This is a genomic window from Hymenobacter qilianensis (assembly GCF_014489555.1).
GTDB lineage: Bacteria > Bacteroidota > Bacteroidia > Cytophagales > Hymenobacteraceae > Hymenobacter > Hymenobacter qilianensis.
The window spans coordinates 1492471-1515680 of sequence record NZ_CP060784.1; the positions used below are offsets into that span (position 1 = coordinate 1492471).

General features: G+C 57.2%; 24 protein-coding genes and 1 pseudogene. 14 read left to right on the forward strand and 11 right to left on the reverse strand.

Going from position 1 to position 23210, the window contains the following annotated elements; genetic code table 11:
- Nucleotides 1–114: 114 nt before the first annotated feature.
- The 3 genes from H9L05_RS06855 (at nucleotide 115) to H9L05_RS06865 (ending at nucleotide 3348) form a co-directional block, all read left to right on the forward strand.
- Nucleotides 115–1767 carry an FAD-dependent oxidoreductase gene (locus H9L05_RS06855; protein ID WP_187733545.1) on the forward strand — a complete coding sequence of 551 codons (1653 nt, stop codon included), beginning with the start codon at nucleotides 115–117 and terminating at the stop codon, nucleotides 1765–1767.
- A gap of 119 nt (nucleotides 1768–1886) precedes the next feature.
- Nucleotides 1887–2720, forward strand: coding sequence for a metallophosphoesterase family protein (locus H9L05_RS06860; RefSeq protein WP_187733546.1), 834 nt, complete (start codon nucleotides 1887–1889; stop codon nucleotides 2718–2720).
- Nucleotides 2721–2757: 37 nt separating this feature from the next.
- The gene (locus tag H9L05_RS06865; protein WP_187733547.1) at nucleotides 2758–3348 is read left to right on the forward strand and encodes a hypothetical protein; all 591 of its coding nucleotides are present in this window, start codon (nucleotides 2758–2760) and stop codon (nucleotides 3346–3348) included.
- A 29-nt stretch (nucleotides 3349–3377) separates the two neighbouring features.
- Here the strand turns inward: H9L05_RS06865 and H9L05_RS06870 are convergent, their stop codons facing one another.
- Both H9L05_RS06870 and H9L05_RS06875 read right to left on the reverse strand, forming a co-directional pair.
- Nucleotides 3378–3767: a hypothetical protein gene (locus tag H9L05_RS06870; protein WP_187733548.1), complete on the reverse strand. Its 390-nt coding sequence runs from the start codon at nucleotides 3765–3767 to the stop codon at nucleotides 3378–3380.
- Nucleotides 3752–4753 carry a lysophospholipid acyltransferase family protein gene (locus tag H9L05_RS06875; protein WP_187733549.1) on the reverse strand — a complete coding sequence of 334 codons (1002 nt, stop codon included), beginning with the start codon at nucleotides 4751–4753 and terminating at the stop codon, nucleotides 3752–3754. Before H9L05_RS06875 ends, H9L05_RS06870 begins: the two co-directional genes overlap by 16 nt.
- Nucleotides 4754–4852: 99 nt before the next feature.
- Here H9L05_RS06875 and H9L05_RS06880 point away from each other — a divergent pair, with 99 nt between their 5' ends.
- Both H9L05_RS06880 and H9L05_RS06885 read left to right on the forward strand, forming a co-directional pair.
- The gene (locus tag H9L05_RS06880) at nucleotides 4853–6067 is read left to right on the forward strand and encodes a tetratricopeptide repeat protein (RefSeq protein WP_187733550.1); all 1215 of its coding nucleotides are present in this window, start codon (nucleotides 4853–4855) and stop codon (nucleotides 6065–6067) included.
- Nucleotides 6068–6390: 323 nt separating this feature from the next.
- Nucleotides 6391–7155, forward strand: a complete 765-nt coding sequence (locus tag H9L05_RS06885) for a porin family protein (protein WP_187733551.1) — start codon at nucleotides 6391–6393, stop codon at nucleotides 7153–7155.
- Nucleotides 7156–7271: 116 nt separating this feature from the next.
- Here the strand turns inward: H9L05_RS06885 and H9L05_RS06890 are convergent.
- From H9L05_RS06890 to H9L05_RS06915, 7 genes and pseudogenes are all read right to left on the reverse strand, one after another.
- A pseudogene (locus H9L05_RS06890) lies at nucleotides 7272–8721 on the reverse strand (phytoene desaturase family protein).
- A 291-nt stretch (nucleotides 8722–9012) separates the two neighbouring features.
- Complete coding sequence (locus H9L05_RS06895; protein WP_187733552.1) at nucleotides 9013–10113, reverse strand: chorismate mutase; 1101 nt, start codon at nucleotides 10111–10113, stop codon at nucleotides 9013–9015.
- On the reverse strand, nucleotides 10113–10430 hold the full coding sequence (locus H9L05_RS24895) for a prephenate dehydrogenase dimerization domain-containing protein (protein WP_262892647.1): 318 nt from the start codon (nucleotides 10428–10430) through the stop codon (nucleotides 10113–10115). Before H9L05_RS24895 ends, H9L05_RS06895 begins: the two co-directional genes overlap by 1 nt.
- A complete protein-coding gene (locus H9L05_RS06900) occupies nucleotides 10364–10954 on the reverse strand; it encodes a prephenate dehydrogenase/arogenate dehydrogenase family protein (RefSeq protein WP_262892648.1) in 591 nt (196 codons plus the stop codon). The genes H9L05_RS24895 and H9L05_RS06900 overlap by 67 nt, the downstream gene beginning before the upstream one ends.
- An 87-nt stretch (nucleotides 10955–11041) precedes the next feature.
- Nucleotides 11042–12139 (reverse strand): pyridoxal phosphate-dependent aminotransferase, encoded by a 1098-nt coding sequence (locus H9L05_RS06905; RefSeq protein WP_317175139.1) that lies wholly within the window; start codon nucleotides 12137–12139, stop codon nucleotides 11042–11044.
- 17 nt (nucleotides 12140–12156) lie between these two features.
- Nucleotides 12157–13011 carry a prephenate dehydratase gene (locus H9L05_RS06910; RefSeq protein ID WP_187733553.1) on the reverse strand — a complete coding sequence of 285 codons (855 nt, stop codon included), beginning with the start codon at nucleotides 13009–13011 and terminating at the stop codon, nucleotides 12157–12159.
- A 421-nt stretch (nucleotides 13012–13432) separates the two neighbouring features.
- Nucleotides 13433–13726 carry a hypothetical protein gene (locus tag H9L05_RS06915; protein WP_187733554.1) on the reverse strand — a complete coding sequence of 98 codons (294 nt, stop codon included), beginning with the start codon at nucleotides 13724–13726 and terminating at the stop codon, nucleotides 13433–13435.
- 169 nt (nucleotides 13727–13895) lie between these two features.
- Here H9L05_RS06915 and H9L05_RS06920 point away from each other — a divergent pair, with 169 nt between their 5' ends.
- Nucleotides 13896–14522 carry an RNA polymerase sigma factor gene (locus H9L05_RS06920; RefSeq protein WP_187733555.1) on the forward strand — a complete coding sequence of 209 codons (627 nt, stop codon included), beginning with the start codon at nucleotides 13896–13898 and terminating at the stop codon, nucleotides 14520–14522.
- On the forward strand, nucleotides 14509–16044 hold the full coding sequence (locus H9L05_RS06925) for a TonB family protein (protein ID WP_187733556.1): 1536 nt from the start codon (nucleotides 14509–14511) through the stop codon (nucleotides 16042–16044). Before H9L05_RS06920 ends, H9L05_RS06925 begins: the two co-directional genes overlap by 14 nt.
- Nucleotides 16045–16107: 63 nt before the next feature.
- Here H9L05_RS06925 and H9L05_RS06930 read toward each other — a convergent pair whose 3' ends face one another.
- Nucleotides 16108–16494 (reverse strand): dodecin family protein, encoded by a 387-nt coding sequence (locus tag H9L05_RS06930; RefSeq protein ID WP_187733557.1) that lies wholly within the window; start codon nucleotides 16492–16494, stop codon nucleotides 16108–16110.
- A gap of 168 nt (nucleotides 16495–16662) precedes the next feature.
- On the opposite strand from H9L05_RS06930, the gene fumC reads away from it, so the two are divergent.
- The 7 genes from fumC (at nucleotide 16663) to H9L05_RS06965 (ending at nucleotide 22216) form a co-directional block, all read left to right on the forward strand.
- The gene (fumC, locus tag H9L05_RS06935) at nucleotides 16663–18066 is read left to right on the forward strand and encodes a class II fumarate hydratase (protein ID WP_187733558.1); all 1404 of its coding nucleotides are present in this window, start codon (nucleotides 16663–16665) and stop codon (nucleotides 18064–18066) included.
- Nucleotides 18067–18305: 239 nt separating this feature from the next.
- Nucleotides 18306–19202 (forward strand): DHH family phosphoesterase, encoded by an 897-nt coding sequence (locus H9L05_RS06940; protein WP_187733559.1) that lies wholly within the window; start codon nucleotides 18306–18308, stop codon nucleotides 19200–19202.
- 97 nt (nucleotides 19203–19299) lie between these two features.
- Entirely contained in the window at nucleotides 19300–19893 is a 594-nt protein-coding gene (locus tag H9L05_RS06945) for a GNAT family N-acetyltransferase (protein ID WP_187733560.1), read from the forward strand.
- On the forward strand, nucleotides 19886–20278 hold the full coding sequence (locus tag H9L05_RS06950; RefSeq protein WP_187733561.1) for a diacylglycerol kinase family protein: 393 nt from the start codon (nucleotides 19886–19888) through the stop codon (nucleotides 20276–20278). The genes H9L05_RS06945 and H9L05_RS06950 overlap by 8 nt, the downstream gene beginning before the upstream one ends.
- Nucleotides 20279–20413: 135 nt before the next feature.
- Nucleotides 20414–20881 carry a DUF6970 domain-containing protein gene (locus H9L05_RS06955; protein WP_187733562.1) on the forward strand — a complete coding sequence of 156 codons (468 nt, stop codon included), beginning with the start codon at nucleotides 20414–20416 and terminating at the stop codon, nucleotides 20879–20881.
- Nucleotides 20882–20992: 111 nt separating this feature from the next.
- Nucleotides 20993–21484, forward strand: a complete 492-nt coding sequence (locus H9L05_RS06960) for a DinB family protein (RefSeq protein WP_187733563.1) — start codon at nucleotides 20993–20995, stop codon at nucleotides 21482–21484.
- Between the two features lie 96 nt (nucleotides 21485–21580).
- Nucleotides 21581–22216, forward strand: coding sequence for a thioredoxin family protein (locus H9L05_RS06965; protein ID WP_187733564.1), 636 nt, complete (start codon nucleotides 21581–21583; stop codon nucleotides 22214–22216).
- A gap of 86 nt (nucleotides 22217–22302) precedes the next feature.
- On the opposite strand, the gene H9L05_RS06970 is transcribed toward H9L05_RS06965, so the two are convergent.
- A complete protein-coding gene (locus tag H9L05_RS06970) occupies nucleotides 22303–23139 on the reverse strand; it encodes a DUF4382 domain-containing protein (protein WP_187733565.1) in 837 nt (278 codons plus the stop codon).
- Between the last annotated feature and the right edge of the window lie 71 nt (nucleotides 23140–23210).

Sequence of the window (23210 nt, forward strand, 5' to 3'; positions counted from 1 at the left end):
TAGTTGAAGTAAAAAAGCCCCCAGCACGTCTGTACCTTTGAATTCTCTGCATGACTGTCTATTAGCATGACGTTTACTAATTAGCCTATACCCTACTAAGCACCAATTACCATTATGAAAAAGCCTGTTCTCCTTGTTGTGGATGATGATCCGCAGGTGCTCAGCGCCATCGACCGGGATTTGCGCAGTGAGTTTCGCCGCGATTATCGGGTGCTGCGGGCCAGCTCGGGGCCGGAGGCTTTGGAAATCCTGAAGGAGTTGGATACGCGCGCCGAGCCGCTAGCACTGCTCCTGGCCGATCAGCGCATGCCCGAAATGGAAGGCGTGGAACTGCTGGAAAAAGCCCGGGCAATTTTCCCGGATGCTAAGCGGGTGTTGCTTACGGCCTACGCCGATACCGAGGCCGCCATTCGGGCCATCAACAATGCTCACCTCGACTACTATCTCCTGAAACCCTGGGACCCACCGCAGGAGCTGCTTTACCCCACGCTACGCGACTTGCTGGCCGCTTGGCAAGCGCATTATAAGCCCCGCTTCCAAGGGCTTAGGCTTATCGGGTTTCAATGGTCGCCGGTTTCGCATGAGTTGAAAGACTTTCTGGCGGGCTATATGGTAGCTTATCAATGGCTGGATTTTGAAACGAACCCTGAGGCGGCTACTCTTTTGCAAAGCACCGGCCTCACGCCCGCCGATTTGCCTGTGGTTGTGTTTGAGGATGGCTCTGCGCTGGCCCGGCCTGAGCGGGCGGCGGTGGCTCTCAAAATAGGGTTGTCGCAGAAGGCTTCCGCCGAGCTTTATGATGTGGTCGTGATTGGAGCCGGGCCTTCGGGGCTGGCGGCGGCGGTGTACGGCGCCTCAGAAGGACTCAAAACGCTGGTTATTGAGCGCGGCGCGCCCGGCGGACAAGCCGGCAGCAGCTCGCGCATCGAAAATTATCTTGGTTTTCCCACGGGCCTGAGCGGCGCCGAGCTGGCTCACCGGGCCTGGGCGCAAGCCATCCGGCTGGGGGCCGAATTATTAGCCCCCCAGGAAGTCACAAACCTCTGTCTGCAAGACGAGTACAAGGTATTGACCCTGGCCGATGGCAGCGAAGTGCGCACCCGCGCGCTCGTGCTGGCCACCGGCGTAAGCTACCGCACCCTGAATGTGCCCGGCGAGCATCACCTGAGCGGGGCCGGCGTGTACTACGGCGCGGCCCGCACCGAGGCCCGCTCCTGCGACCAGCAGGACGTGTACATTGTGGGCGGCGGCAACTCAGCCGGGCAAGCAGCCATGTACTTAGCTAGTTACGCCCGCCGCGTGTTTATCCTGATTCGGGGCGAGTCGTTGGCGGCGTCTATGTCGGCGTATCTGATTGACCAGATTGGGCAAACGGAAAACATTGAGATTCTGCCTTTCGCCGAGGTGAAGGAGGTACGCGGAAAGGACCATCTGGAGGAAGTGGTTATTGTAAACCGAGGGCAGGAAGAGGTGCGGCCGGCGCGGGCCATGTTCGTTTTTATTGGGGCAAAACCGAGCACCGAGTGGGTACAGGACATTATTCTCTGCGATAAGCGCGGCTTTATGCTTACGGGTCGCGACTTAGTGACGGACCCACGCTTTGCGGCGGCTTGGAAGCGCAATCGCGAGCCGTATCTGCTCGAAACATGCGTACCGGGCATCTTCGCCGCCGGCGACAATCGGGTGGGCGCTATGGCGCGCGTGGCGTCGGCTGTGGGTGAAGGATCGATGGCGATTAAGTTTGTGCACGAATACCTGGATGAGTAGCAATGGCAAGTGTTGGCTGTTGTGTAAGACGGTCAGGCTGAGCTTGTCGAAGCCTGACCGCCCATATGAGTTGACTGCCTACTATTCCAAAGCGCTATATTCTACAACCCATTGAATTAATGATCTTTACCTTAATATCCCTTATTCGGCAGGCGGCGCTTCTGACGGTGGCTACACTGCTGCTTACGGGCTGCGAGCTATTTGAATTCAGCCCCAACGACGTACGCGCCCCTGCCGCCGACCGCGACCTGACGGCCAAAAACCTGGCGCGCCTGCAAGCTCAGCCCAAGCCCACCGGCGGCGACACGCTGCGCTTTGTGTTTACCGGCGATTCTCAGCGTTTCTATGAGGAGATCGGGCCGCTGGTGGAAAGCGTAAATCGTCAGCGCGGCATCTCGGCGCTGGTTGTGGCCGGCGACATTGCCGACTTTGGCCTACGCCGCGAGATGCAGTGGGTGAATGACCGCCTGCGCCATTTGAAGGTGCCTTACCTGACCGTCATCGGCAACCACGACCAGGTAGCCAACGGCCGGCAGGCGTACCAGGAAATATTTGGCCCCCTGAACTACACGTTTACTTACGACCGCACCCGCTTTATCCTCATCGACACCAACAGCCGCGAGTACGGCTTCAATGGAAAAGTGCCCGATGTAGGCTGGCTACAGCAGCAACTAGCTGATACCGTGGGCATACGTCGCCAGATTGTGCTTTGCCACGTGCCGCCCAGCAACGAAGATTTCGACCCTGCATTGGTGAAACCCTTTACCGAAGCGCTGGCAAAAGCCCCCCGCTTGCTGTTTCACCTCAATGGCCATGCCCACAGCTTCAGCATCAGCGAGCCGTACGCGGATGGCGTGACCTACATCAACTCCTTTGCCTTTGAGAAGCGCCAATACGTGATTCTGACCGTGTGGGGCGCCGATCAGTTTAAGCTTGAGAAAGTCGCCTTTTAGCTATGCGTGTTTTTCTACTTCTGGGGGCTTTTTCGGCTTGCTGCTATCCACGTTGCCAGCCTCGGCCCAAATAACTGATTCGGCGTCAACTACTTCGGGGCGGCGCTGGTATGTACCGAAGCACGCTGTGCTGCAAGCGGCTGGCGGCATCGGCATGGTGAGCGGGGGCGTAGGCTATAGCGTATTTCGCCAGCGCCTCGACGTAGATGTGCTGGCCGGCTACGTGCCCCAACGCTACGCGGGCACCAAGGCCTTGGGCATTTTCACCCTCAAAACGACTTACACACCCTACACCATTCCCCTGCGGAACGCTGCGTGGTGCCTGCACCCATTCTCGTTTGGTGGCCTGGTGAACTACACCCCTTCGCGCACCCTGAACCGCTCCCGCGACGAGAAGTACTACGATGGCTACTACTGGTGGTCATCTACCATTCGCTTCGGAGCCTTTGTGGGCGGGCGCGTCGCGCGTGGGCTGAAGCCGGCTGGCAGTGGTCAGCCCCGAATGGTGTCATTGTATTATGAACTGGGTACTAATGACTTGTATGTCGTTAGCAAAGCCACCAATCTGTCGGGGTTGAAAGTGACGGATATTCTGACTCTGGGTGTGGGGGGCAAATTCACGTTTTAGGCGCCTGTAGCGCGAACTTTTAGTTCGCGCTACAGCTCATTACCAGCCAGATAAGCGGCCCGTGCGTCGGCGAGCAGGCGCATAATACTGGCGCGCTGACGCAACAGCTTTTCTACTGCCGGGCGCTGCTGCCGAAACAGCCGCAGCATGCGCAAGCGCTGGAGGCGGTCTTGGAGGTTATTCCAATAATACAAAGCGTAAAAGCCGGTAATCGGCAAGCTCAGGGCGTAGAGCGTGGTCAGGCGCCAGTTCTGCGCAAAGTAGTGCACGAGGGCAATCTGGGCGGCGTAGGCCAGGCTGAAAGTAAGCATACCAGTCACCATCAGAATAGGAGCCACAAACTCAACTTCCTTGGTGGCGCGCTGGGCTACCAGCGACGGAACCCGGTAGGGCAAGTAGTTATTCACGACGCCATACACATACACGGGGAAGCCCAGCGCCAGCCGTAGCGCCGTTTTTGCCCCCGCAGCCACCGCTCGCCTTTGTTGCCCGACTCCAGCGACTCGTCGGTCAGGCGCAGGGCCCGCAGCTCGCGCAGGTATTCACTCAGCTTCTCCCGTACTTCCTGCAAGCGGGCAGGATCATGTTTTTCGAAGTAGATAATGGCTTCCGACAAGTTGCGACTAAGCTCGAAGTTGTCGTAAAGGGTTTCTTCGTCGTTGGGAGCGAGGTGTTCGCCGAAGGTGCGCTCCACTTGCTGCACCAGCTCGTCTTCGGCCGCGTCGCGGGTTATAACCAGGTTTTCCTCCAGCCGCCGCCGAATTTCCTCGGTCAACTCGTCCGCCGCCGCGATGGGATCCTGGGCGTACAGGGCCGCATAATCGGATACTTGAATGGGCAGAGCCACATTGAGCAGCACATCGGAGCGAAACCGGCTGGGGTCGAAATAATTAATGCCCACCGGCAAAATCTGCACCTCACGCCTGAAGTCGTGGCGCGCTGCGGCGCCCAGGGCAATGCGGGCGGCGCCGGTTTTGAGCGGACGCAGGCGGCGCTCGGTTACGCTGGTGCCTTCCGGAAAAATCATGATGGTGCCGCCCTGGTCGAGGTAATCGTAGCTGCGGCCGAACGTGGCTTCGTTGCGCTGGGCCAGCTCGGCCGGACTTACGTGGGCGACCGACTCGCCCTCCGCATCCTGGCGGCGGTAAATAGGAATGGAGTTGGTCTGAGCCATCAGCCATTTCATAAATGGCCCCTTGAAGAAGGTGCTTTTGGCCAAAAAAGCCACTGAGTCGCGCCGGTTAGCGGCTACTACCAGCGGGTCCATGAGCGTATTCGGGTGATTGGCGGCAATGATAAGCGGCCCCGGAGTTTGCAGCCGTTTGCGGTGGGGCACTTCAATTCGACGGAAGAAAACGCGCAGCCCTAGTTGAATCAGGGGCTTGAGTAAGGCGTACGACAGCATAAACGGGAACAGTAAAACGTTAGCGAAAGTCAGGATTATTTCTCAACCCGGTATCTTCGGCAAGGCTTTGCTGCCGCATTCATTTTTCCTGCTCTATTCATGCGTTTCGTCTTCTCGTTTTTTCTCGCTTTCCTGCTGACCCTGACTGCCGCTTCGGCCCAGACGGACAAAGCCGAATTAGCCGCCCTAAAGCAAGCTAATGACCTAGTAGCTCAGCGCAAATACAACTCGGCATTTGCGCTGCTCCAGCAGTTTGACCGCCAAAACACCCGACCGGCAATAGTGATGCGCAAACAGGAAATTGCCCTCTCCTACCACATTACCACCCGTGAGTATGAGACATTTTCAATGAAGGATCTGGCCTTGGTGGAAACGCTGGAGCAAATGCGCGCCCAGCGCTCCTATGACTCGGCTTATCGGTTTCCCATCGAGACGGCCTTGCTGAATTTGAAGCGGCGCAACCCCACCAATTACAAGCTTGACAAAGCCCTGGGCGACTATTATTACAGCGCCCAGCAGTGCGATTGTGCCGAGAAGGCGAAGGGCGAGGACCGGCTTTTTGCCCTCATGGTCCGGCATTATGAGGTGGCTCACCTGCGCGGCTACGGCGATTATCTTTCTTATTATGCCTTGGGCTATGCTCATGAGCGCCTCGGCAACTTTGCCCAGTCCGTGGCACCTTTCCGGCGCTCTATTCAGTTAAAGAAGGATTTTCCGGACGCTCACTACCACTTTGCTTACTCGCTGCTTGAGCTCAAGCAGCTGGAAAAGTCGCGGGATGAGGTGCGCATCGCCCTCAATTTGTATAAGGATGAGCAGTTCAAGTCCGACGCCGCCTACATGCTGGCCGATATTGAGGAGCAAATAAAACGCAAGGCTGAAGGCCGCCCCATCAAGACTTCGGCCCGCTCGAAGCCCCGTACCCCTGATGCCTCCACCGACCCGGAGCCCATTAACCCCACCGAGCTGGCGACGGTAAAACCCAAGCTGCTGGCTGCACTCAAAGGCAACAACAAGCCGGAGATTGTGCGGCTCACCAATCAGCTTTACCAATTGGCGCCCAAAGATGAAAGCACTTACCGCGAGCTGCTCGACCTGTATGTAGCTAATAATCAGGCACCCGACCTGATAACCTTTCTCACGGAGCAGGCGGCGGTACCCAATCAGGAGCCGCTGGCGCAAGGCTACCAGCGCTTATACCTGGGGCATCTGTACCTCGACCAGAAAAATGCCCCCAGGCGCACAATCAGCTGGTGCTGGCTCGGCAGTTTTTGGTGCAGGCCCTGCCCGCCAACAACCCGACTTTTGCCGTGATTGATCAGTTGCTTCAATCCACGCCGCAGGAATAGGCTGGGGGGCAAATTGTCGGCCTGGTTTGAGTTGGCAGCATACGTAAACTCAGCAGACTTAAATCACTTTAAAAGTAATTTTTGGGACCAGTCCAAGAAGTATAGAGGAGATTGCATGTGCTTATTCTAATTTTTAATTGACTATAAATCAGAATATTACAGCCACAACTACCGCATAACGCAGTGATTGGCACGGTTTTGCAATAATACCTTGCAACGCTCAGCTATTCCGCAGTGCACATAGCGAATAGCAGCGTTTCTTTTCTCCTTCTCTACTACTTCCTGGATATGAAAAATCTGCGTCTTTGCGGTCGCCTGGCCGCGCTTGCTCTTCTCCTTTCTACTGGCTTTGGTGTTCAGGCCCAGGTTCGGCAACCGTATAATGCTCCGTTGGCGCCTCGTCCGAAGCAATATTCCACCACCACTTCTATTGCTCCGCCTAGCCGGGGTGTGCAGTTTGGCCTCCGGGCGGGCGTCAATGTCGCCGATTGGTCGGGTGATGCCGTGCAAAGCGTGCTTGACGTGGCTGAGTTGACCAATGGCGCCGTGACCCGCGAAATGAAGCCCGGCTTTCACGCTGGCTTGTTTGCCACTCTGCCCCTGGGCTCTCACTTCGCTATTGAGCCCGGCCTGATCTATTCCGAAAAAGGCACCCAGCTCGCGGGCCGTGTTCCTTTCGAGCAGTTTGACTTTCTGAACACCCGCGTAACGGCCACCGCCCGCATGGCTTATATTGATGTGCCGGTGCTGGCGAAGGCTTACCTCACGCGCGGCCTCTACATCTATGCCGGCCCGCAGGCGTCTTATCTGGTGAGCAACAAAGTACGGGTAGAAGCGGGGGCCTTGGGTTTCTCCGCTTTCAAGCAAGATTTCGACGTGCGCAACCAGTTTCGTGAGCTGGACTTCGGCGTGGTTGGCGGCCTGGGCTACCAGTTCGACAGCGGCTTGGGCCTGAGCGCCGGCTACGACTACGGCCTTTCGTCCTTAGATAAAAACGACCGTTTCGACGCGCAGAACCGCGTGATCAAAGCTTCAGTAAACTTTTCTTTCTAGTTTCGCGCCCTATTCTTTCAACAACCAATAAAAAGCCCCCGGATATTCCGGGGGCTTTTTTGGGGCTAACAGGACCCGTGTCAGAGGCCGAATTAAGGCGAAATGCGCCTTGTGCTTTAAGTGGCAAGTAAGGGCTCCGGCTGGCGCTTGAATATATCCTGCAAGGCCTGCCGGGCGGCGTGGTGCCCACACATGCCATGCACTCCCCGCCGGGAGGCGTTGAGGAAGAGCAGATGTAGAGGCCCTTCGCCGAGGTACGATAGGGAGAAGCGCGCAACGCCGGACGGGTAAACAGCTGCGTTACATCCAGGATGCCACCGTTGATGTCGCCACCAACTAAATTGCTGTTAAACGCTTCTAGCTCGCTTGTATTGAAAGTATGGCGGGCCAGTATCCGGTCGCGGAAGCCGGGAGCGAATCGTTCTACCTGATTTTCAATAGCCGTGGTCATGTCAACGCGTGAGCCGTTGGGCACGTGGCAATAGGCCCACGCGGTATGCTTGCCCGCCGGCGCCCTAGTCGGGTCGAAGAGGCTTTGCTGGGCCAAAAGCACAAAGGGCCGGTCGGGGTGCTTGCCTTCGCTGGTTTGCTGCTCAGAGGCAAGTATTTCTTCCAATGAGTTGCCCAGATGTATGGTGCCAGCCTGCCGGCATTCCGGCGCCGTGAACGGTATCGGCCCATCCAAGGCCCAATCGACTTTAAATACGCCCATACCGTAGCGGTAGCGCTCTAGTTGCCAGCGGTAGAGCGACGAGAAGGTATGGCCCGCAATCTTGAGCAACTGCCGCGGCGTGACGTCGAAAAGTACAGCGTGGGTGGAGGGCAGTTGACTGAGGGAGCTAACGGGAGCATTTGTTTCGATTTTGCCCCCAGCGACACGAAATAAGAAGCCAGCGCCCGCGCTATAACTTGGGCGCCGCCCTCCGGTAGCGGCCACCCGCGCACATGGCCCATAGCCATCAGTACCAACCCGATGGCCGAGGTAGTGACATTGGTAAGGGGCTGAATGGCGTGAGCGGCCATACCAGCCCACAATCCTCGCGCTTCCAGTGTCTGAAACCGTTTGGCCAGCATCGTAGCCGAGGTAACGGCATCGAGGCCGAAGCGGGCCATAGCCAGCGGATGCTTCGGGATGCGCAACGGGCCCAGAATAGCGGGCGCCAACACTGGCCAGTCGCGCACAATAGGCTGGATCAGTTGCCGGTAAGCCTTTTCGTCGGGACCCAATCGGTGCGCCGTATCGGCTAAGGAAGCGACCAGGGTGGCAGCCCGACCTGTATCGAAGGGGTGAGCGGCGGCTACCGGCGGCGTGAGGAAGTTCAGGCCATGTTCGGCCAGGGGAAGGGTTTTGAAAAACGGTGACTCTGCCGCCAGCGGGTGAATGGCTGATCCGATGTCGTGTACAAAGCCAGGCAGCGTAAGCTCTGCCGAGCGCAATCCTCCTCCAATAGCGTCTTTGGCTTCCAGTATCAAAACGGATAGGCCGGCTTGCTGGAGCGTAATAGCTGCCGCCAGCCCATTCGGCCCGGAGCCGACAACGACGGCATCAAAATCTCGCTTATCCACTAGAAATGACTTTTATAGAGTAAGTATCGACTAAACTAGGCCGCGCCTGAAAGGTAACGAACCGTTAACAATCCAAAAGGCGGTCATGCAGAACGCAGTGAAGCATCTCGCGTGCGGTCGTTGATTACTAACTCAACATCAGCATGCGAGATGCTTCGCTACCGCTCTGCATGACCGCCAGACATGTATGACGCTCTTACGGAAAACTTACAGCTTTGCTACTCTCCTCTTAAAAGGAATTATCACAACCTCGCTCCTTTAGTTGGTTCCCGAAGAAAAAGCCCCCAGCCCTTATTTAACGTCGTCGTGAGGGTTCATTACGCGGTTTTGGCGGTTGATGGATTCGAGGTGAATGGCGTCGAAGTACTTGAGAATGAAATCTTTGGTAAGGCCTAGCTTGGCACCTTTTTTTACGCCGCGGTCTAGGATCTCATTCCAGCGGTTAGGCTGAAGGATGGTGATGTCGTTCTCCTTTTTGTAGGTACCAATCTTCTCGGCGACGGCCATGCGGCTGCTAATGAGCTGCATAATCTCGTCGTCGATGTGGTTGATCTGGTCGCGCAGCTTGGCCAGCACGGTTAGAAATTCCTGCTTGTCGGTGGTTTCGTGGCGCCAGATGAGGTGGTCGAGCAGGGCGACGAGGTTGGTGGGCGTTACCTGCTGGGCGGCATCGCTCCAAGCCTGGTCGGGGTCGCGGTGCGATTCCAGCATCAGGCCGTCGAAGTCGAGGTCAATGGCTTTTTGAGCAACATCGGCGAGCAGGTCACGGCGGCCGCAAATGTGGCTCGGGTCGCAAATGAGCGGCAATTCGGGCATGCGGCGCTTCATTTCGATAGGAAGCTGCCAGAGCGGCGCATTGCGGTATTCGGTGTTGCCGTAGCTGGAAAAGCCCCGGTGAATCAGGCCGATTTGCTTCACGCCCGCTTTCGCTAAGCGCTCCACGGCTCCGGCCCACAACTCTACGTCGGGGTTGATGGGGTTTTTGATGAACACCGGCACATCCGTACCGCGCAGGGCGTCGGCCACAGCCTGCACCGAAAACGGGTTCACTGTCGTGCGCGCGCCAATCCAGAGCACGTCCATCTCGAAAGCAAGGCTGTCCTCCACGTGTTTGGGCGTGGCCACTTCCACCATCACGGGCAGGCCGGTTTGCTCGCGGGCTTTTTGCAGCCAGGGCAAGCCTTTCGTGCCAATGCCCTCGAAGCCGCCGGGCTTGGTGCGGGGCTTCCAGATGCCGGCGCGGAGCATATCCACGCGGCCGGTTTGGGCCAGCTGGTTGCAGGTATCGAGGAGCTGTTCCTCGGTTTCGGCGCTGCACGGGCCGGAGATGAGCAGGGGCTTTTTGCTGGTGAGTTCAGCGGCCGAAGTGGTGGTAGTTTGGGTATGGTCCATTATTTCAAGATTTTACGAATGAGATTTGCTTGCTCGATGAGCTGATGAAAAGCGGGGTAATCTTCCTGTTCCAGCACGTCTTTCATGTGCTGCAATTGGCGCAAATGCTCGCTGAGCACATCGAGCACGTTGAGGCGGTTTTGGCGAAAAATGGGCACCCACATATCCGGGGAGCTTTTGGCCAGACGCACCGTCGACTCGAAGCCGCCGCTGGCCAGGTCAAAAATCTGCTGCTCCTCTTTTTCCTTGTTTAATACGGTGAGCGCCAGCGCAAAAGAGGTGATATGCGAGATATGAGAGATGTAAGCCGTGTGCAAATCGTGGGCGGCCCCGCCCATGTACACCAGCCGCATCCCGATTTGCTCAAAAATGCCCCCACGCGGGTTACGGCGGCGGGGTCGCTGTGCTCCGCATCACAGATAACCAGGGTTTTGCCCTGAAACAAGCCTTGCACCGCCGCCTCCGGCCCCGAATACTCAGTACCGGCCATGGGGTGCACGGCCACAAAACGGGCGCGGCGCGGGTGCTGCTCTACGCAGCCCAGCAGCTTTTGCTTGGTCGAGCCTACGTCGATAACTATCTGGTGGTCAGCGACTGAATCCAGAACCTTGGGCAGCAGCGTGAGCATGGCATCCATGGGCACGGCCAACACAATCAGGTCGGCGCGGCTGATGCCGGATGCGAGGTCAGCTACCTCATCGATAAGGCCTAGGCTCAGCGCTTTCGTTTGGTTTTCGAAGCTTTGGTCTACGCCAATGATTTGGGTAGCCAGGCCCGCTTCCCGGAGGCTAAGGGCTAACGAGCCGCCAATCAAGCCGATACCTATTATAGTGACTATCATTTTCTTATTGAGAAACAGGAGCGGAAGCTCGGGCGGTGACAATGCGCTCCAGCGCCGCCGCCAATACGCTTTCTGGCTGGCACAAACTCACCCGAATAAAATCGTTGCCGTTGCTGCCAAAAATGCCCCCGGCGTGATAAATACCTTGGCCTGGTGCAGCAGCTCGTCGCTGAGCGCGTAGCCATCGGCGTAACCGGCCGGAATTGCCCCCCAGACAAACAGACCGGTTTGCTGTTGATCAAATTGGCAGCCGATGGTGGTCAGCAAGTTGAAAACCTGCTCGCGACGGGCGCGGTACGTGGCGTTAAGCTGCTCAAACCAATCAGCCCCCAGCCCCAGCGCGACAATAGCGCCGCGCTGCACCGGCAGAAACATACCCGAATCGAGGTTGCTCTTGAAGCGCAGCACCTGTTGCAGCCACTCGGCCCGGCCCGCCAGCAACCCCACGCGCCAGCCCGCCATATTATGCGATTTGCTGAGTGAGTTCAGCTCCAAGGCTACTTCGCGCGCGCCGGGCACGGCCAGCAAGCTCTGTGGGTTGTCGTTGAGAATGAAGCTGTACGGGTTGTCGTGGACTAGTAGAATGCTGTGCTGCTGCGCGAAATCGACCAGGCGCGCCAGAAACTCCAGGTCGGCGGGAGCGCCGGTGGGCATGTGGGGGTAGTTGAGCCACATCAGCTTTACCCGGCTTAGGTCGCGCTGGGCCAAGGCGTCGAGGTAGGGCTGCCAGTTGTTGGCCACTGTCAGGTCGTAATCGACGGGCGTGGCGCCGCTGAGCTGGGCGGCGGCGCGGTAAGCCGGGTAGCCCGGATTCGGGATCAGCACCTCGTCGCCGGCTTGCAGAAACGTCATGCTGATGTGCATGATGCCCTCCTTGGAGCCCAGCAGCGGCAAAATCTCATTGGATGGGTTAAGCTCCACCTGATAAGCACGCTGGTACCAGTCTGCCATGGCCTGACGCAGCGCCGGGCTGCCCTGGTAGCCCTGGTAAGCATGCGTGTTGGGCTGCTCAGCTGTTGTGCTCAGGGCCGCTATTACGCTGGGGTGCGGGGGCAAATCTGGGCTGCCGATTCCCAGGTTAATAACGGCCGCCCCCGCCTGGTTCATGGCGTCGATTTCGCGCAGCTTTTGGGAAAAGTAATACTCGCCCGTGTGCTGGAGGCGGTCGGCGGTGGAAATGTTCATGGTGGTAGCTGTAGCTTCTAACTAACTGGTGTTGATTCGGTTAATTGCTGGTTTCCTCGTTGATAAAGTCCCAGCACGCGTAGATCTTCGGTGAGCGGTTCCAGGTCTTGGAGCACTTCGTGAAACTGATCGGCGTGGTCGAACTCCAGGTCGGCGTGGAAGAAGTACTGCCAGGCCCGGCCGGGCTGGGGAAAGGATTGCAGCTTGGAAAGGTTCAGGTCGTGGTCGGCGATTTTGTTGAGTACCCGTGCCAGCGAGCCTTTAGTATGAGAAGTGTGGAAATACACCGACGCTTTGTTGGCTGAAGCCGGCTGGGGGGCATTTTCGGCGGTATTGATGATAAGAAAGCGCGTGTAGTTTTCCGGTACCGACTGAATATCCGCGGCTCCTATTTCCAGATCAAACAGCTCAGCGGCAGCCTGGCCGGCCACGGCCGCGATGCCCATCAGGTGGCCTTCGCGGATGCGCTGGGCACTTAGGGCCGTGTCTTCGGTCTCAACCAGCTTCCACTCAGGGTGTTGATTAAGAAAATCGGCGCACTGAAGCAGGGCCATCGGATGAGAGTGCACCTCACGCAGGTCAGCCAGGGTTTGCCCGGGCAGCAGCAGCAGGTGCTGGCGAATGGGCAGGTACACTTCACCCGTCACCCGCAGCTCCGACTGTTGGAGCAGATTGTAGTTGGGCAAAATGCTGCCTGCAATGGAGTTCTCAATGGCCATCACTCCACCCGCCGCCGTGCCCCGCGCCACCTGCCGCACCACCTCCGCAAAGGTAGCGCAGGGCGTCACGGCGGTTTCGGGGCCGAAGTACTGGTGGGCGGCGAGCTGGTGAAAGCTGCCGGCGAAACCCTGAATGGCGATGGTTGGTGTCATGTAATTAGATGCGTGATTTTGTTATAAAAAAGGCCCCCTGAGGTTCAGGGGCCTTTTTTATTGCTTCTTTTTAACTTAAGCAGAATAAAAGACTCCCTGTTTCTCCCGGTAGAAGAAATAATAGAAGCCGTAATAAAAAGAAGCGGAGAACTGCATGATCAAGGAATACTCAGGAGATAAAAAAAGCGCCTTTCGGGAGTCCGAAGGCGCTTGATTGGTCAGGGTTGATGTGGGGCAAGCGGCCTCGGTTCTACGCGGTGGCGTAGAAATAATATGAGGTAAAATAATACCGGGTGGAGGTCGTGCGCATGAAGAAAGTAGCCGTTTAGCTGCCCAAATCTGAAGAAAGCCAAGCAGTAAAACAAGTTTACCCCAAATTTTTCTGATTTTATTCCTTGGCCATAAGCCATTTGCAACTTGGCTATTCCGTCGCTTGCGGATACTTCTTCCTTAGCTTTTTGCTTTGCCGCTGCATGTGTTTTTCGCGGCGGGCAGCCTGACCAGGGAATTCTATGGCTTCCTGAGCCCGAATAGCAGCGCATTGCGCGGCTGTGGGCAACCACCACGGCAATGGCACCGCAGCGGTTTGGTAAGCCGCCTCGGGAGCGGCAGCCAGCGTATCGGTGGGCGTATGAGCTGACGTTGGTGCCGTCTGGGCCGCGGCAGGCAACGCGCCGAGCAACCCGGCTATCAGCAAGAGGTATCTGTAGTTCATCGCACAAAGGAGTTGGTACAACATCTACCTCGATGCTCACTTTGGCTAAATTCCACACGGACTGGTCGAAATACGTAGCGTTGCGGCACGGTACGCAGCTCACAAGCGGAATTTTGCCCCCCAACCCGTAGCTTCCCGATTCATTCGCTGGTTGTTCGCTTCGCCTTGTATGTTTTTCAAACGCCGTCGTCCTGAGCTGCCTGCCGCGCTATCCGACGCAGAGCTGCTGGTGAGCTACCGTCAGCACGGCGACGTGGCCGACCTGGGCGCTGTGTATGAGCGACATATGACGGCGGTGCTAGCCGTTTGCCGGCGCTATCTGCGCGACGAGGATGACGCGAAAGACGCTGTGATGCAGCTGTTTGAAAAGCTGGTGGAAAGCCTGCGGCGGCATGAGGTCGAAAATTTTCCGGCATGGCTGCATACCACGGCCCGCAATCATTGCCTGATGATTTTGCGGGCCCGCCAACGTGCCGGCCCGGATGGCGGCGCGCTGGTGCTGCACTTTCCCGACGCGGCCGGTATGGAATCGGCGGTGGCGGCGCATCTACCTGCTGATGACTCCGACGAAGCCGCCCTGACCGAAGAGCGTCTGCAAGCGCTGGAACTTGCCCTGGCTGAGCTGCCGCCCGGTCAGCGACGATGTTTGGAACTGTTTTATCTCGAAAAGCAGTGTTATCGTACTATCGCCACCATCACCGGCTTCGAGCTGGGCTTAGTAAAAAGTCACCTGCAAAACGGCAAGCGCAACCTCAAACGTTACTTAGAGTCTTCTTCTCCTGATGCGGCCCACTGACCAGCTACCTGCTCCACTTTTGCCCCCCGCACCCGGTGGGCACCTGCCTGTGGCCTTGCTGCGGCAGTATGTGGCTGGTACGCTCGCGCCAGCCGCTCAGCACCGCGTAGAAGCGCACACGCTTGATTGTCAGCGCTGTGCCGAGATACTGGAAGGCCTGGAGATGACCGACGCCGCTACCACCGACCACAGCCTGACGGATCTGCAAAGCCGCCTTCGCACCCGCGTAGCGCAGGATACCAGCCGGAAGTCAGCGGCAGATTGGCCTTGGCTGCAAATGGCCGGCGTCGTGTTATTACTGATAGCCAGTATCGTTGGCTGGCGTCTCAATCAATCCAAAACCGAAGCGCAGTCGGAGCCAGTAGCGGCGGTGATGCGCAGGGAAAAGGCGGCAGCGCAACAAGAAATAATGACGCCGCCAACGCCCCAACCTGAGGTGGAGACAATAGAATTGAAACCGATGCCGGCGGAGATAGTGGCAGCTGATGCGTCAGACTCTGAAGGGACTCGGCCGGCGCCGTCGCGGGCGGTGGCTTCCGCCCGGCCAAAAGCAGTTGGTGCTGGTCGTACCCGGCCGGCTCGAATGGCGGAATCGGCCCGTGCTGATATAGCAGCAATAAGAACAGAGGCTTTTGACAGGAAAGATAAAGTAGTATATGATAGTGTTGCCACCTCCGGTTTGGCGGCGGATACCGAAGCCCCGACAGTTGCTTCCGCTTCTGCCCCTCTCCCACCCGACCGGGCGCGTACGACTCTGGCCCGCACGGCCGCGCCAACTGCCGACTCGGGTGAGCAAGCGGCAAAAATGCCCCCCAGCAGCGATGCGCGGTCTTTGGCCAGCAATGCTCCGGGTTCCAGCATGCGCATGGTTCGGGGCCGCATCACCGATCAGCGCTCCGGTGAAGGTTTGCCGGGCGTGACGGTGCTGGTGAAAGGCACTCAGCAAGGCGTGAGCACGCAGGCCGATGGTTCCTTCGCGCTGCCCATAACCGATAGCCAATCGACCCTGACCATTGCCTCCGTCGGTTATCAGACAAGAGAATATAAGCTCACCAGTCCCAGTACTCCGCTCACCCTGGCCCTCGCCTCCGATACCAGGAGTCTCAGCGAAGTGGTAGTGACACGCAAAGGCAAAATGCCCGCGCCACCAGCCGTTGGTCCCGCGCCAGCCGGCGGCCTACCGGCTTTCCACGAATACTTAAAAGAGGAGCTGCAATACCCTGAAAAGGCCCTACGTGACCGTACGCAAGGAACGGTGAAACTACGATTCACGGTAGCTGCCAGCGGTGCTATTGAGGATTTGAAAGTGGTGAGCGGCCTGAGCAAAGAGTGCGACGAAGAAGCCATGCGCTTAGTGCGCGAAGGACCAGCCTGGTTTCCGGGCATTATCGGGGGCGCCGCACCGCCCAGCAGGTGCGTATATCAGTACCGTTTCGTTTGTAGAAACTATAGCGGCCATGGTCCTGCGAGGCACGCTGGGCAACTCGCAGGCACACGGCCACCTTATTCATTTTTAAGCTAAGCCTCAACAAAAAAGCCCCCAGAACTGCTCTGGGGGGCTTTTTTAATAATCCAAAAAATGTTTCTAGCCGCTGTAGCCGCCACCGCTTTCTGCCGTGGTAGCGCTGCCGCCGGGTTCTACTTCGCGGGGAAGGTCGGGCTGAGTTCTCATTTCTACGTGGCTGTAATCGGGGGTACCGCCGCCGGTGCCGGGAACTTCGGCCTGCTCGGTTTCTATGCCGCTGCTAAGGGCACCGGCGTTCCACTTGTGCAATACTTCGAAGGTGATTTTGGCTGTGACGCGGTACTCTACAATCTTGTTGTCCTGCACTTTGCAGCTTTGATCTTTGATGTAGATCGACTTGATGCCTTTGAGCGTGGTGCTGGCTTCGGTGAGGGCGCGCTGAAGGGCGTCTTCGAAGCTTTTGTCGGAGCTGGCCAGTACTTCAATTACTTTTTTGATGTTACTCATAGCTTGGGGCGTTTGGTGATGGAACGGGGCTAAACAACGGCTCTAGGTGGGGCCGGCATGGTTGTACGCAAGCGCGCACTGTTCGGCTGAGTTCCAACGTTGCCCCCCGACTGGGCGTTACGTACTTTTACCCCCTCGAACTAATCTGCCACCTCAGCATTCCGCTTCATGAATTTTCGTACCGAGAAAGACACTATGGGCCCCGTACAGGTGCCCGCCGACGCTTACTACGGCGCCCAGACCCAGCGCTCCATCGACAACTTTCGCATTGCTCAGGATATCAACCGGATGCCGAAGGAAATTATCCGCGCCTTTGCTTATCTGAAGAAAGCAGCCGCCTTCACCAACCGCGACGCGGGCGTACTGCCAGCCGAAAAAGCCGAACTGATTGGCCGCGTGTGCGACGAGATTCTGGAGGGTAAACTGGACGCGGAATTTCCACTGGTGGTGTGGCAAACGGGTTCGGGCACGCAGAGCAACATGAACGTGAACGAGGTAGTAGCTTACCGCGGCCACGTATTGCAGGGCGGACAGCTCAGCGACGAGAAGAAAGCGCTGGCCCCTAACGATGACGTAAACAAGTCGCAAAGCTCGAACGACACCTTCCCCACGGCCATGCACATCGCGGCCTACAAGATTCTGGTGGAAGTGACCATGCCCGGCATTGAGAAGCTTCGCGACACGCTCAAGCGCAAGTCGGAGGAGTATATGCACGTGGTAAAAATTGGCCGCACTCACCTGATGGACGCCACGCCACTGACCGTGGGCCAGGAGTTTTCGGGCTACGTATCACAGCTCGACCACGGCCTGCGGGCTATCAAAAACACGCTGGCTCACTTGTCGGAGCTGGCTTTGGGCGGTACGGCCGTAGGTACGGGCATCAATACGCCCCCCAACTACTCCGAGAACGTAGCCAAGCACATTGCCGACCTGACAGGCTTGCCCTTCGTTACTGCTGAAAACAAGTTTGAGGCCCTGGCTGCTCACGACGCCATTGTGGAGGCACACGGCGCGTTGAAAACCGTAGCTGCCAGCCTGATGAAGATTGCCAACGACATTCGTCTGCTGGCTTCGGGCCCGCGTGCTGGCATTGGCGAGCTGTATATCCCTGATAATGAGCCTGGTTCCAGCATTATGCCCGGCAAAGTAAACCCCACCCAGAGCGAGGCCATGACTATGGTAGCCGCGCAGGTGATGGGCAACGACGTAGCCATTAACATCGGCGGCATGAACGGCCACTTCGAGCTGAACGTGTTCAAACCTTTGATGATCTATAACTTCTTGCACTCGGCCCGCCTCATTGGTGATGTGTGCGTGTCGTTTAATGATAAGTGCGCGGAAGGCATCAAACCCATTGAGGAGAACATTAAGAAGCACGTAAACAGCTCCCTAATGCTGGTAACTGCCCTGAACCCGCACATCGGCTACTATAAAGCCGCAGAAATCGCCCAAACTGCGCACCGCGAAGGCAGTACCCTCAAGGAAACTGCCTTGAAGCTCGGCTACCTGACTGAAGAGCAGTTTAATGAGTGGCTGAAACCGGAGGACATGGTGGGCGAGATAAAGAAGTAGCCCACGCTATAACCTTACTGAGCTACTCTACGAACAACGGGCGACCAGCTACTATGCTGGCCGCCCGTTTTCATGTCTGCCTATCCCCAATTTATCGCACCTTTTCGTGCTTTTCTGGACCAGATTCCTGATGCAGGCCGCGTAGTTGTTTTTTGCCATTTCGATGCAGACGGATTGGCTGCGGGGGCTTATTTGGGCGCGGGCTGAATCGAATTAATGCCAGTTGGGACGTAGAAGTTTTGCCATCAGGCAAGGGTGAAAACGCCTTTCTGACTCCGGCGGTGCGTGAGAAGCTGTTAGCCTTCAAACCCGACGCGCTTATCGTCACAGACCTGGGCGTGCATGAAAATGGGACTCTGGAAACCGATGGCGTACCTGTGCTTTACGTGGATCATCACATTCCCGAAGGTCAGCCGCCGGCTGGTGCTACGGTGCTCACCGGCTACGGCCTAGAGCCAGTTCCCTGCTCGGCTTGGCTGGCGTATGAGTTGCTGGCTACTGAGACCGAAATGACAGACTTGCGTTGGGTGGCCGCCATTGGTATTCTCTCCGATTTGGGCGACCAGGCGCCGTGGCCGCCGCTAGCCGAAACTAAAAAGCAGCATACCGCCAAGTGGCTCAAGGAAGCCGTAGCCATGTGCAATGCGGCCCGCCGCGCCGGCGCTTTCGACCTGGATTTACCCTTACAGTATCTATTGCACGATGATAACCCGCGGGCTTTAGCGCAGGATGCTACGCTGGCCGCCTACCGGGCGGAAGTAGCAGCCGAGCTGGCCGTTGCCCGCAAAATGCCCCCCAAGTTCCCACCAAAAGGGCCGGATGCCGCGTCGGTGGCAATTATTACCATCAATTCGCCCTGCCAGATTCATCCGCTCGTTGCTCAGCAATGGATTCAGCGCCTGCCCGATAGAGTGGTGCTATGCGCTAACCTGGGCTATTTGCCAGATGGTGCCGTGGCTATATCGGGGCGCGCTGCCAGCCGCGACCTTCATATTCCGGATATGCTGCGGGCGGCGTTTGCCCGGATTGGCGCTACCCCACCCGCTAACTTTGCCCATGGTCACCCGCAGGCCAGCGGGGGCATTTACCTCCTGCCGAGTACCAGCTGCTTTTGCAAGGGCTGGGGTTTTAACTAAGCTTATGCTTCTATGAAATTCGCTACTTCGTCCGGGAGTGGTAGCTTTTCTTTTTTCCAGCATCTTTAGGGCTGTCTTTCACGCATCTGCCCTCTCTATGAATTTCGCCCAAGACATACTTCTTGAAAATAACCGGGCCCAACTGCGCCCCTTAACGGCTGACGACTTTGAGGCGTTGCAACCCGTCGCTTTCGACCCTGAGTTGTGGCAGTTTACGCTTACCCGCGGCGACGACCGCATAGGTCTGGCCGCTTACATTGCGGCGGCAGTGCAGGGCCGCGAGCAGCAGCAGCGCTACCCTTTCGTGATAGTGGATAAGCAAACGAACCGGGTAGCCGGCAGCAGCAGCTATTACAATATCTATCTGGATGATGCCCGCTTATCTATTGGCTATACGTGGGTGGGCACAGACTTCCAGCGCAGCGGCCTGAATCGGGCGGCGAAGCATTTGCTGTTTCGGCATGCGTTTGACGTACTGGGCTGCGAGCGGGTAGAGTTGGAAACCGATACCCATAACCTGAAGTCGCAGGCGGCGATGCGGCGCATGGGAGCGACGGAGGAAGGCACCCTGCGCAGCCACCGCTACACCCAGGGCGGACGCCGGCGCGACACCGTCATTTTCAGCGTTCTGAAACCGGAATGGCATCAGCTGCGCACCACTACCTTCCAGGATTTCGAACCTCATGCCTGATTTGCCCCCCAACCAGCGCAGCCTGCTACGACGCCGCGTCGACAGCTTCGGGCACGCCTTTCGGGGCGTGGCCGCGGCGCTGCGCTCGGAGGTGCATCTGCGCTTTCACGCGCTGGCGACGGTGGTCGTGATTGGTTTGGGATTCTACTTTGGCATCAGCCGGACGGAGTGGGCGCTCGTGGCCTTGGCCGTGGGCACCGTCTGGACGGCGGAGCTGGCGAATACGGCCATCGAGGCGCTGACGGATCTGGTGTCGCCGGAGTATCATCCGTTGGCCGGAAAGGCCAAGGATGTAGCTGCGGGGGCCGTTTTGCTGGCAGCACTGGCCGCTGTAGTCGTTGGGGCGCTCATATTTGCCCCCCAGGTATGGGCTTTAGTTGAGTAGCGCGAACCAGGCCTAAAGAACAATTAGCAAAGCGCGGCGTAAGAACTACTGTTCCGATTATGGGCCTACCTTAAACGGAACGTGTGCCTCGCAAGTAGCCTATTGCTTTTTGCTCATTGCTTCCTTTTGCTCCCTATGCGCTCTGCTTTACTCTTTACTTCCCTCATGATGATGACCTTGCTAGCAGCAGGTTGTCAGACTGGTGTGAACGTAACCACGCCCACCGATCCTCCCGTGACGGGCAGCGTATCGGGCACCAGCACTCCCGCGCCAACCAGCGCCAACACGGTGATGCCCACGCCCGCTCGCTCAGCTATAGCTGATACCACGCGGCAGCCAGCCTGGCTAAAGGAGCGTATTCGAAAAATACTGGCCGAAGAACCCACCAACCCACCCGTACAGGTATTCCGCTACCTCTACAACGACCAGGTGGTGTACTATGAAACGGCTCCCTGCTGCGACTTTTTCACTACGCTTTATGCGGCCGATGGCAAAATCATTTGCCAGCCCGATGGTGGCATTACGGGCAAAGGAGATGGCAAATGCTCTGACTTTCTTCAGAAAAGATCGCGCGAAAGACTGATCTGGCAAGATCCCAGGTAGGCTGTTCTACTTGGTTTCAAATAAATTTGCGCCTTGTCCTCGGCTCTCAATTACTTTTCGAAAGCCATTTGCTACGGTTGATTTCTAATCCGTTTTCATCATTAAACTCCCATGATTAACACCATCGAAAAACTGGCCGCTTATAATGTGTGGGCCAATGATACATTGCTTGCTCACCTGGATAAAGCAGTAGCGGGCGGCGCCGAAATTCCGGCCGTAGCCCTGCGCCTGTTTAGCCACGTGCTCAACGCACAGGCTATCTGGATTGCGCGCCTCACCGACACGCAAAGCCCGGTGAAAGTGTGGCAGGAGCACACGCTGGAAGGCTTACACCAGCTGCACGCCCAAACCTCCAACCGCCTGCTTCAGATGGCCCAGGCCGCCGACGACACCGAACTGTACCGCACCATCACTTATACCAACTCAGTGGGCGACGCTTACGTGAGCCAGGTATCCGACGTGCTGACGCACGTGCATGTGCACGCCAACTATCACCGCGGCCAGGTAGCTACCCGTCTGCGCGACAATGGGTTAGAGCCTATCAATACTGACTTTATCACCTACTGCCGCGAGTTGTCAGCGAAGGAAACCGTGAGCTTATAGCTCCTGAGTTTGTTACGCTTACGTAAAAACCCTTCTGGCTTGCCTACCAGAAGGGTTTTTGTTTGTTATCCAGCTATTCTACTTAACACCCTGTCTATGTCTGCTCCCCTTTCTCCTGTTTTGGCTCCTGAGCGCTTGGCCTCAGCTTATACTTATGCCTCTTACCGCCAGCTTATTGATGAGCTGATGGCCCAAAACCTCACGACTGGCACCAATCAAACGGAGCAAATTCTGCAGTACGCTCGCCTGAATGTGCAGCGTATGCGCCGCGTAGACAAAACCATTGTGCTGCTCCCTGAGCTGCGCGAAGCCTTAGCCAATTTGCAAAACAAGTACGTGTGGCTGACGCTCACCGAAGGCTGGTGCGGCGACGCGGCGCAGATTGTGCCCGCAATCGAGGCGATTGTGCAAGCCAGCAATGGTAAGTTGGAATCACGGTATCTGTTGCGCGACGAGAACCTGGATCTTATGGATATTTACCTCACGGATGGCGGGCGCTCTATTCCCAAACTCATTGTGTTGCACGCCGATACGCTCACCGAAGCCGCCACGTGGGGCCCGCGCCCGGCGCCCGCGCAGACCATGTTTCGGGAGTTAAAAAGTCAGAATCTGCCTTTCGAAGACTTTGCTACACAACTCCACAGCTGGTACGCCCACGACAAAACGCAATCGACGCAACTGGAGCTGCTGGAACTGGTGCGGGCACTGGAGCCGGCGCTGAGTGCCAAGTAAGTGCAGCTTGGCTTTCCGAACACGTTGTTTACGAACAAAAAAGCCCCCAGAAAGTATCTGGGGGCTTTTTTGAACTTGAATCAGACTTAATCAAGCTTGGTCTGGCCCAGCTCAGTTACCTGATTATTAGTAACGGTAATGTCGGTACGAACCACGTTTTTGTAAGTGGGCTGACCAGTGGGAGCCGTAGTGGTGGGGAAAAACTCCACGCGGTAAACACCTGATGGCAAGCTACTTAATTGATATCCGCCTGATGCGTCAGCGGAGGTGCTGAACGTATCGGCTGGCGTGATAGAAGCGCGGATAGCCAGTATTTGGGGCAAAGACGCGCTGGGCGTAACGGTGCCGCGCAGGCCGCCGGCAATATCCTGAGCGATAACCCGGATGACCGGCTTCAGCAGAAAGCGCTCTTTCTTATCGACGCCGGGGCGCCAGTTGCCGCGCTGCACAATCGACTTGGCCACGTCGAAGTCGAGCAGAAGCTGGAAGGTTTCACGCTCCCGCAGCGTCGCATTATCAAGCTTCAGCTTGACGCCGGAAGTCTGGCCGCTAGGCGTTTTAAGTTCATAGATCTGTCCGTCACGGGTCGTCACGGTGCTATTCGGACCGAGTACCAAACGAATTTCTTTCAGATCGCCGGGCTCGAAGTCAGTATCTACCAGCAGTGCGGAGCGGCCGTTTACGTAGTCGAGTACATTCAGCGTTTGGGGCGTAAAAGGCAGCAGCTCCCAGCCATCAGCGCTTTGCTCGTCCTTGAGGTGCACTTCAATCTGACGAACATCCAGCAATACTTTCTGGAAGTCGCCGGGCGCATCCGTCAGGCGGATTTGCAGCTTGGTAGCGTTGCTGCTTTTGTCATCGGCGCAGCTCGCCAATGTAAGCCCAGCAAGTAATACAATGGGCAGGTAATGAGGGATTTTCATAAGAGAAAGCGGATGAAAAAGGGAGAACGAGGCTTGAGTGGCTGAAGAATACGCTAGCCATATTCAAGCCA

Excerpts from the sequence above, each read along its gene's own strand:
- H9L05_RS06855 (WP_187733545.1), top strand. The coding sequence starts at position 115 with ATGAAAAAGCCTGTTCTCCTTGTTGTGGATGATGATCCGCAGGTGCTC.
- H9L05_RS06860 (WP_187733546.1), top strand. The coding sequence starts at position 1,887 with ATGATCTTTACCTTAATATCCCTTATTCGGCAGGCGGCGCTTCTGACG.
- H9L05_RS06875 (WP_187733549.1), bottom strand. The coding sequence starts at position 4,753 with ATGCTGTCGTACGCCTTACTCAAGCCCCTGATTCAACTAGGGCTGCGC.
- H9L05_RS06880 (WP_187733550.1), top strand. The coding sequence starts at position 4,853 with ATGCGTTTCGTCTTCTCGTTTTTTCTCGCTTTCCTGCTGACCCTGACT.
- H9L05_RS06885 (WP_187733551.1), top strand. The coding sequence starts at position 6,391 with ATGAAAAATCTGCGTCTTTGCGGTCGCCTGGCCGCGCTTGCTCTTCTC.
- H9L05_RS06895 (WP_187733552.1), bottom strand. The coding sequence starts at position 10,113 with ATGGACCATACCCAAACTACCACCACTTCGGCCGCTGAACTCACCAGC.
- H9L05_RS06900 (WP_262892648.1), bottom strand. The coding sequence starts at position 10,954 with ATGATAGTCACTATAATAGGTATCGGCTTGATTGGCGGCTCGTTAGCC.
- H9L05_RS06905 (WP_317175139.1), bottom strand. The coding sequence starts at position 12,139 with ATGAACATTTCCACCGCCGACCGCCTCCAGCACACGGGCGAGTATTAC.
- H9L05_RS06910 (WP_187733553.1), bottom strand. The coding sequence starts at position 13,011 with ATGACACCAACCATCGCCATTCAGGGTTTCGCCGGCAGCTTTCACCAG.
- H9L05_RS06915 (WP_187733554.1), bottom strand. The coding sequence starts at position 13,726 with ATGAACTACAGATACCTCTTGCTGATAGCCGGGTTGCTCGGCGCGTTG.
- H9L05_RS06920 (WP_187733555.1), top strand. The coding sequence starts at position 13,896 with ATGTTTTTCAAACGCCGTCGTCCTGAGCTGCCTGCCGCGCTATCCGAC.
- H9L05_RS06925 (WP_187733556.1), top strand. The coding sequence starts at position 14,509 with ATGCGGCCCACTGACCAGCTACCTGCTCCACTTTTGCCCCCCGCACCC.
- H9L05_RS06930 (WP_187733557.1), bottom strand. The coding sequence starts at position 16,494 with ATGAGTAACATCAAAAAAGTAATTGAAGTACTGGCCAGCTCCGACAAA.
- fumC (WP_187733558.1), top strand. The coding sequence starts at position 16,663 with ATGAATTTTCGTACCGAGAAAGACACTATGGGCCCCGTACAGGTGCCC.
- H9L05_RS06945 (WP_187733560.1), top strand. The coding sequence starts at position 19,300 with ATGAATTTCGCCCAAGACATACTTCTTGAAAATAACCGGGCCCAACTG.
- H9L05_RS06950 (WP_187733561.1), top strand. The coding sequence starts at position 19,886 with ATGCCTGATTTGCCCCCCAACCAGCGCAGCCTGCTACGACGCCGCGTC.
- H9L05_RS06955 (WP_187733562.1), top strand. The coding sequence starts at position 20,414 with ATGCGCTCTGCTTTACTCTTTACTTCCCTCATGATGATGACCTTGCTA.
- H9L05_RS06960 (WP_187733563.1), top strand. The coding sequence starts at position 20,993 with ATGATTAACACCATCGAAAAACTGGCCGCTTATAATGTGTGGGCCAAT.
- H9L05_RS06965 (WP_187733564.1), top strand. The coding sequence starts at position 21,581 with ATGTCTGCTCCCCTTTCTCCTGTTTTGGCTCCTGAGCGCTTGGCCTCA.
- H9L05_RS06970 (WP_187733565.1), bottom strand. The coding sequence starts at position 23,139 with ATGAAAATCCCTCATTACCTGCCCATTGTATTACTTGCTGGGCTTACA.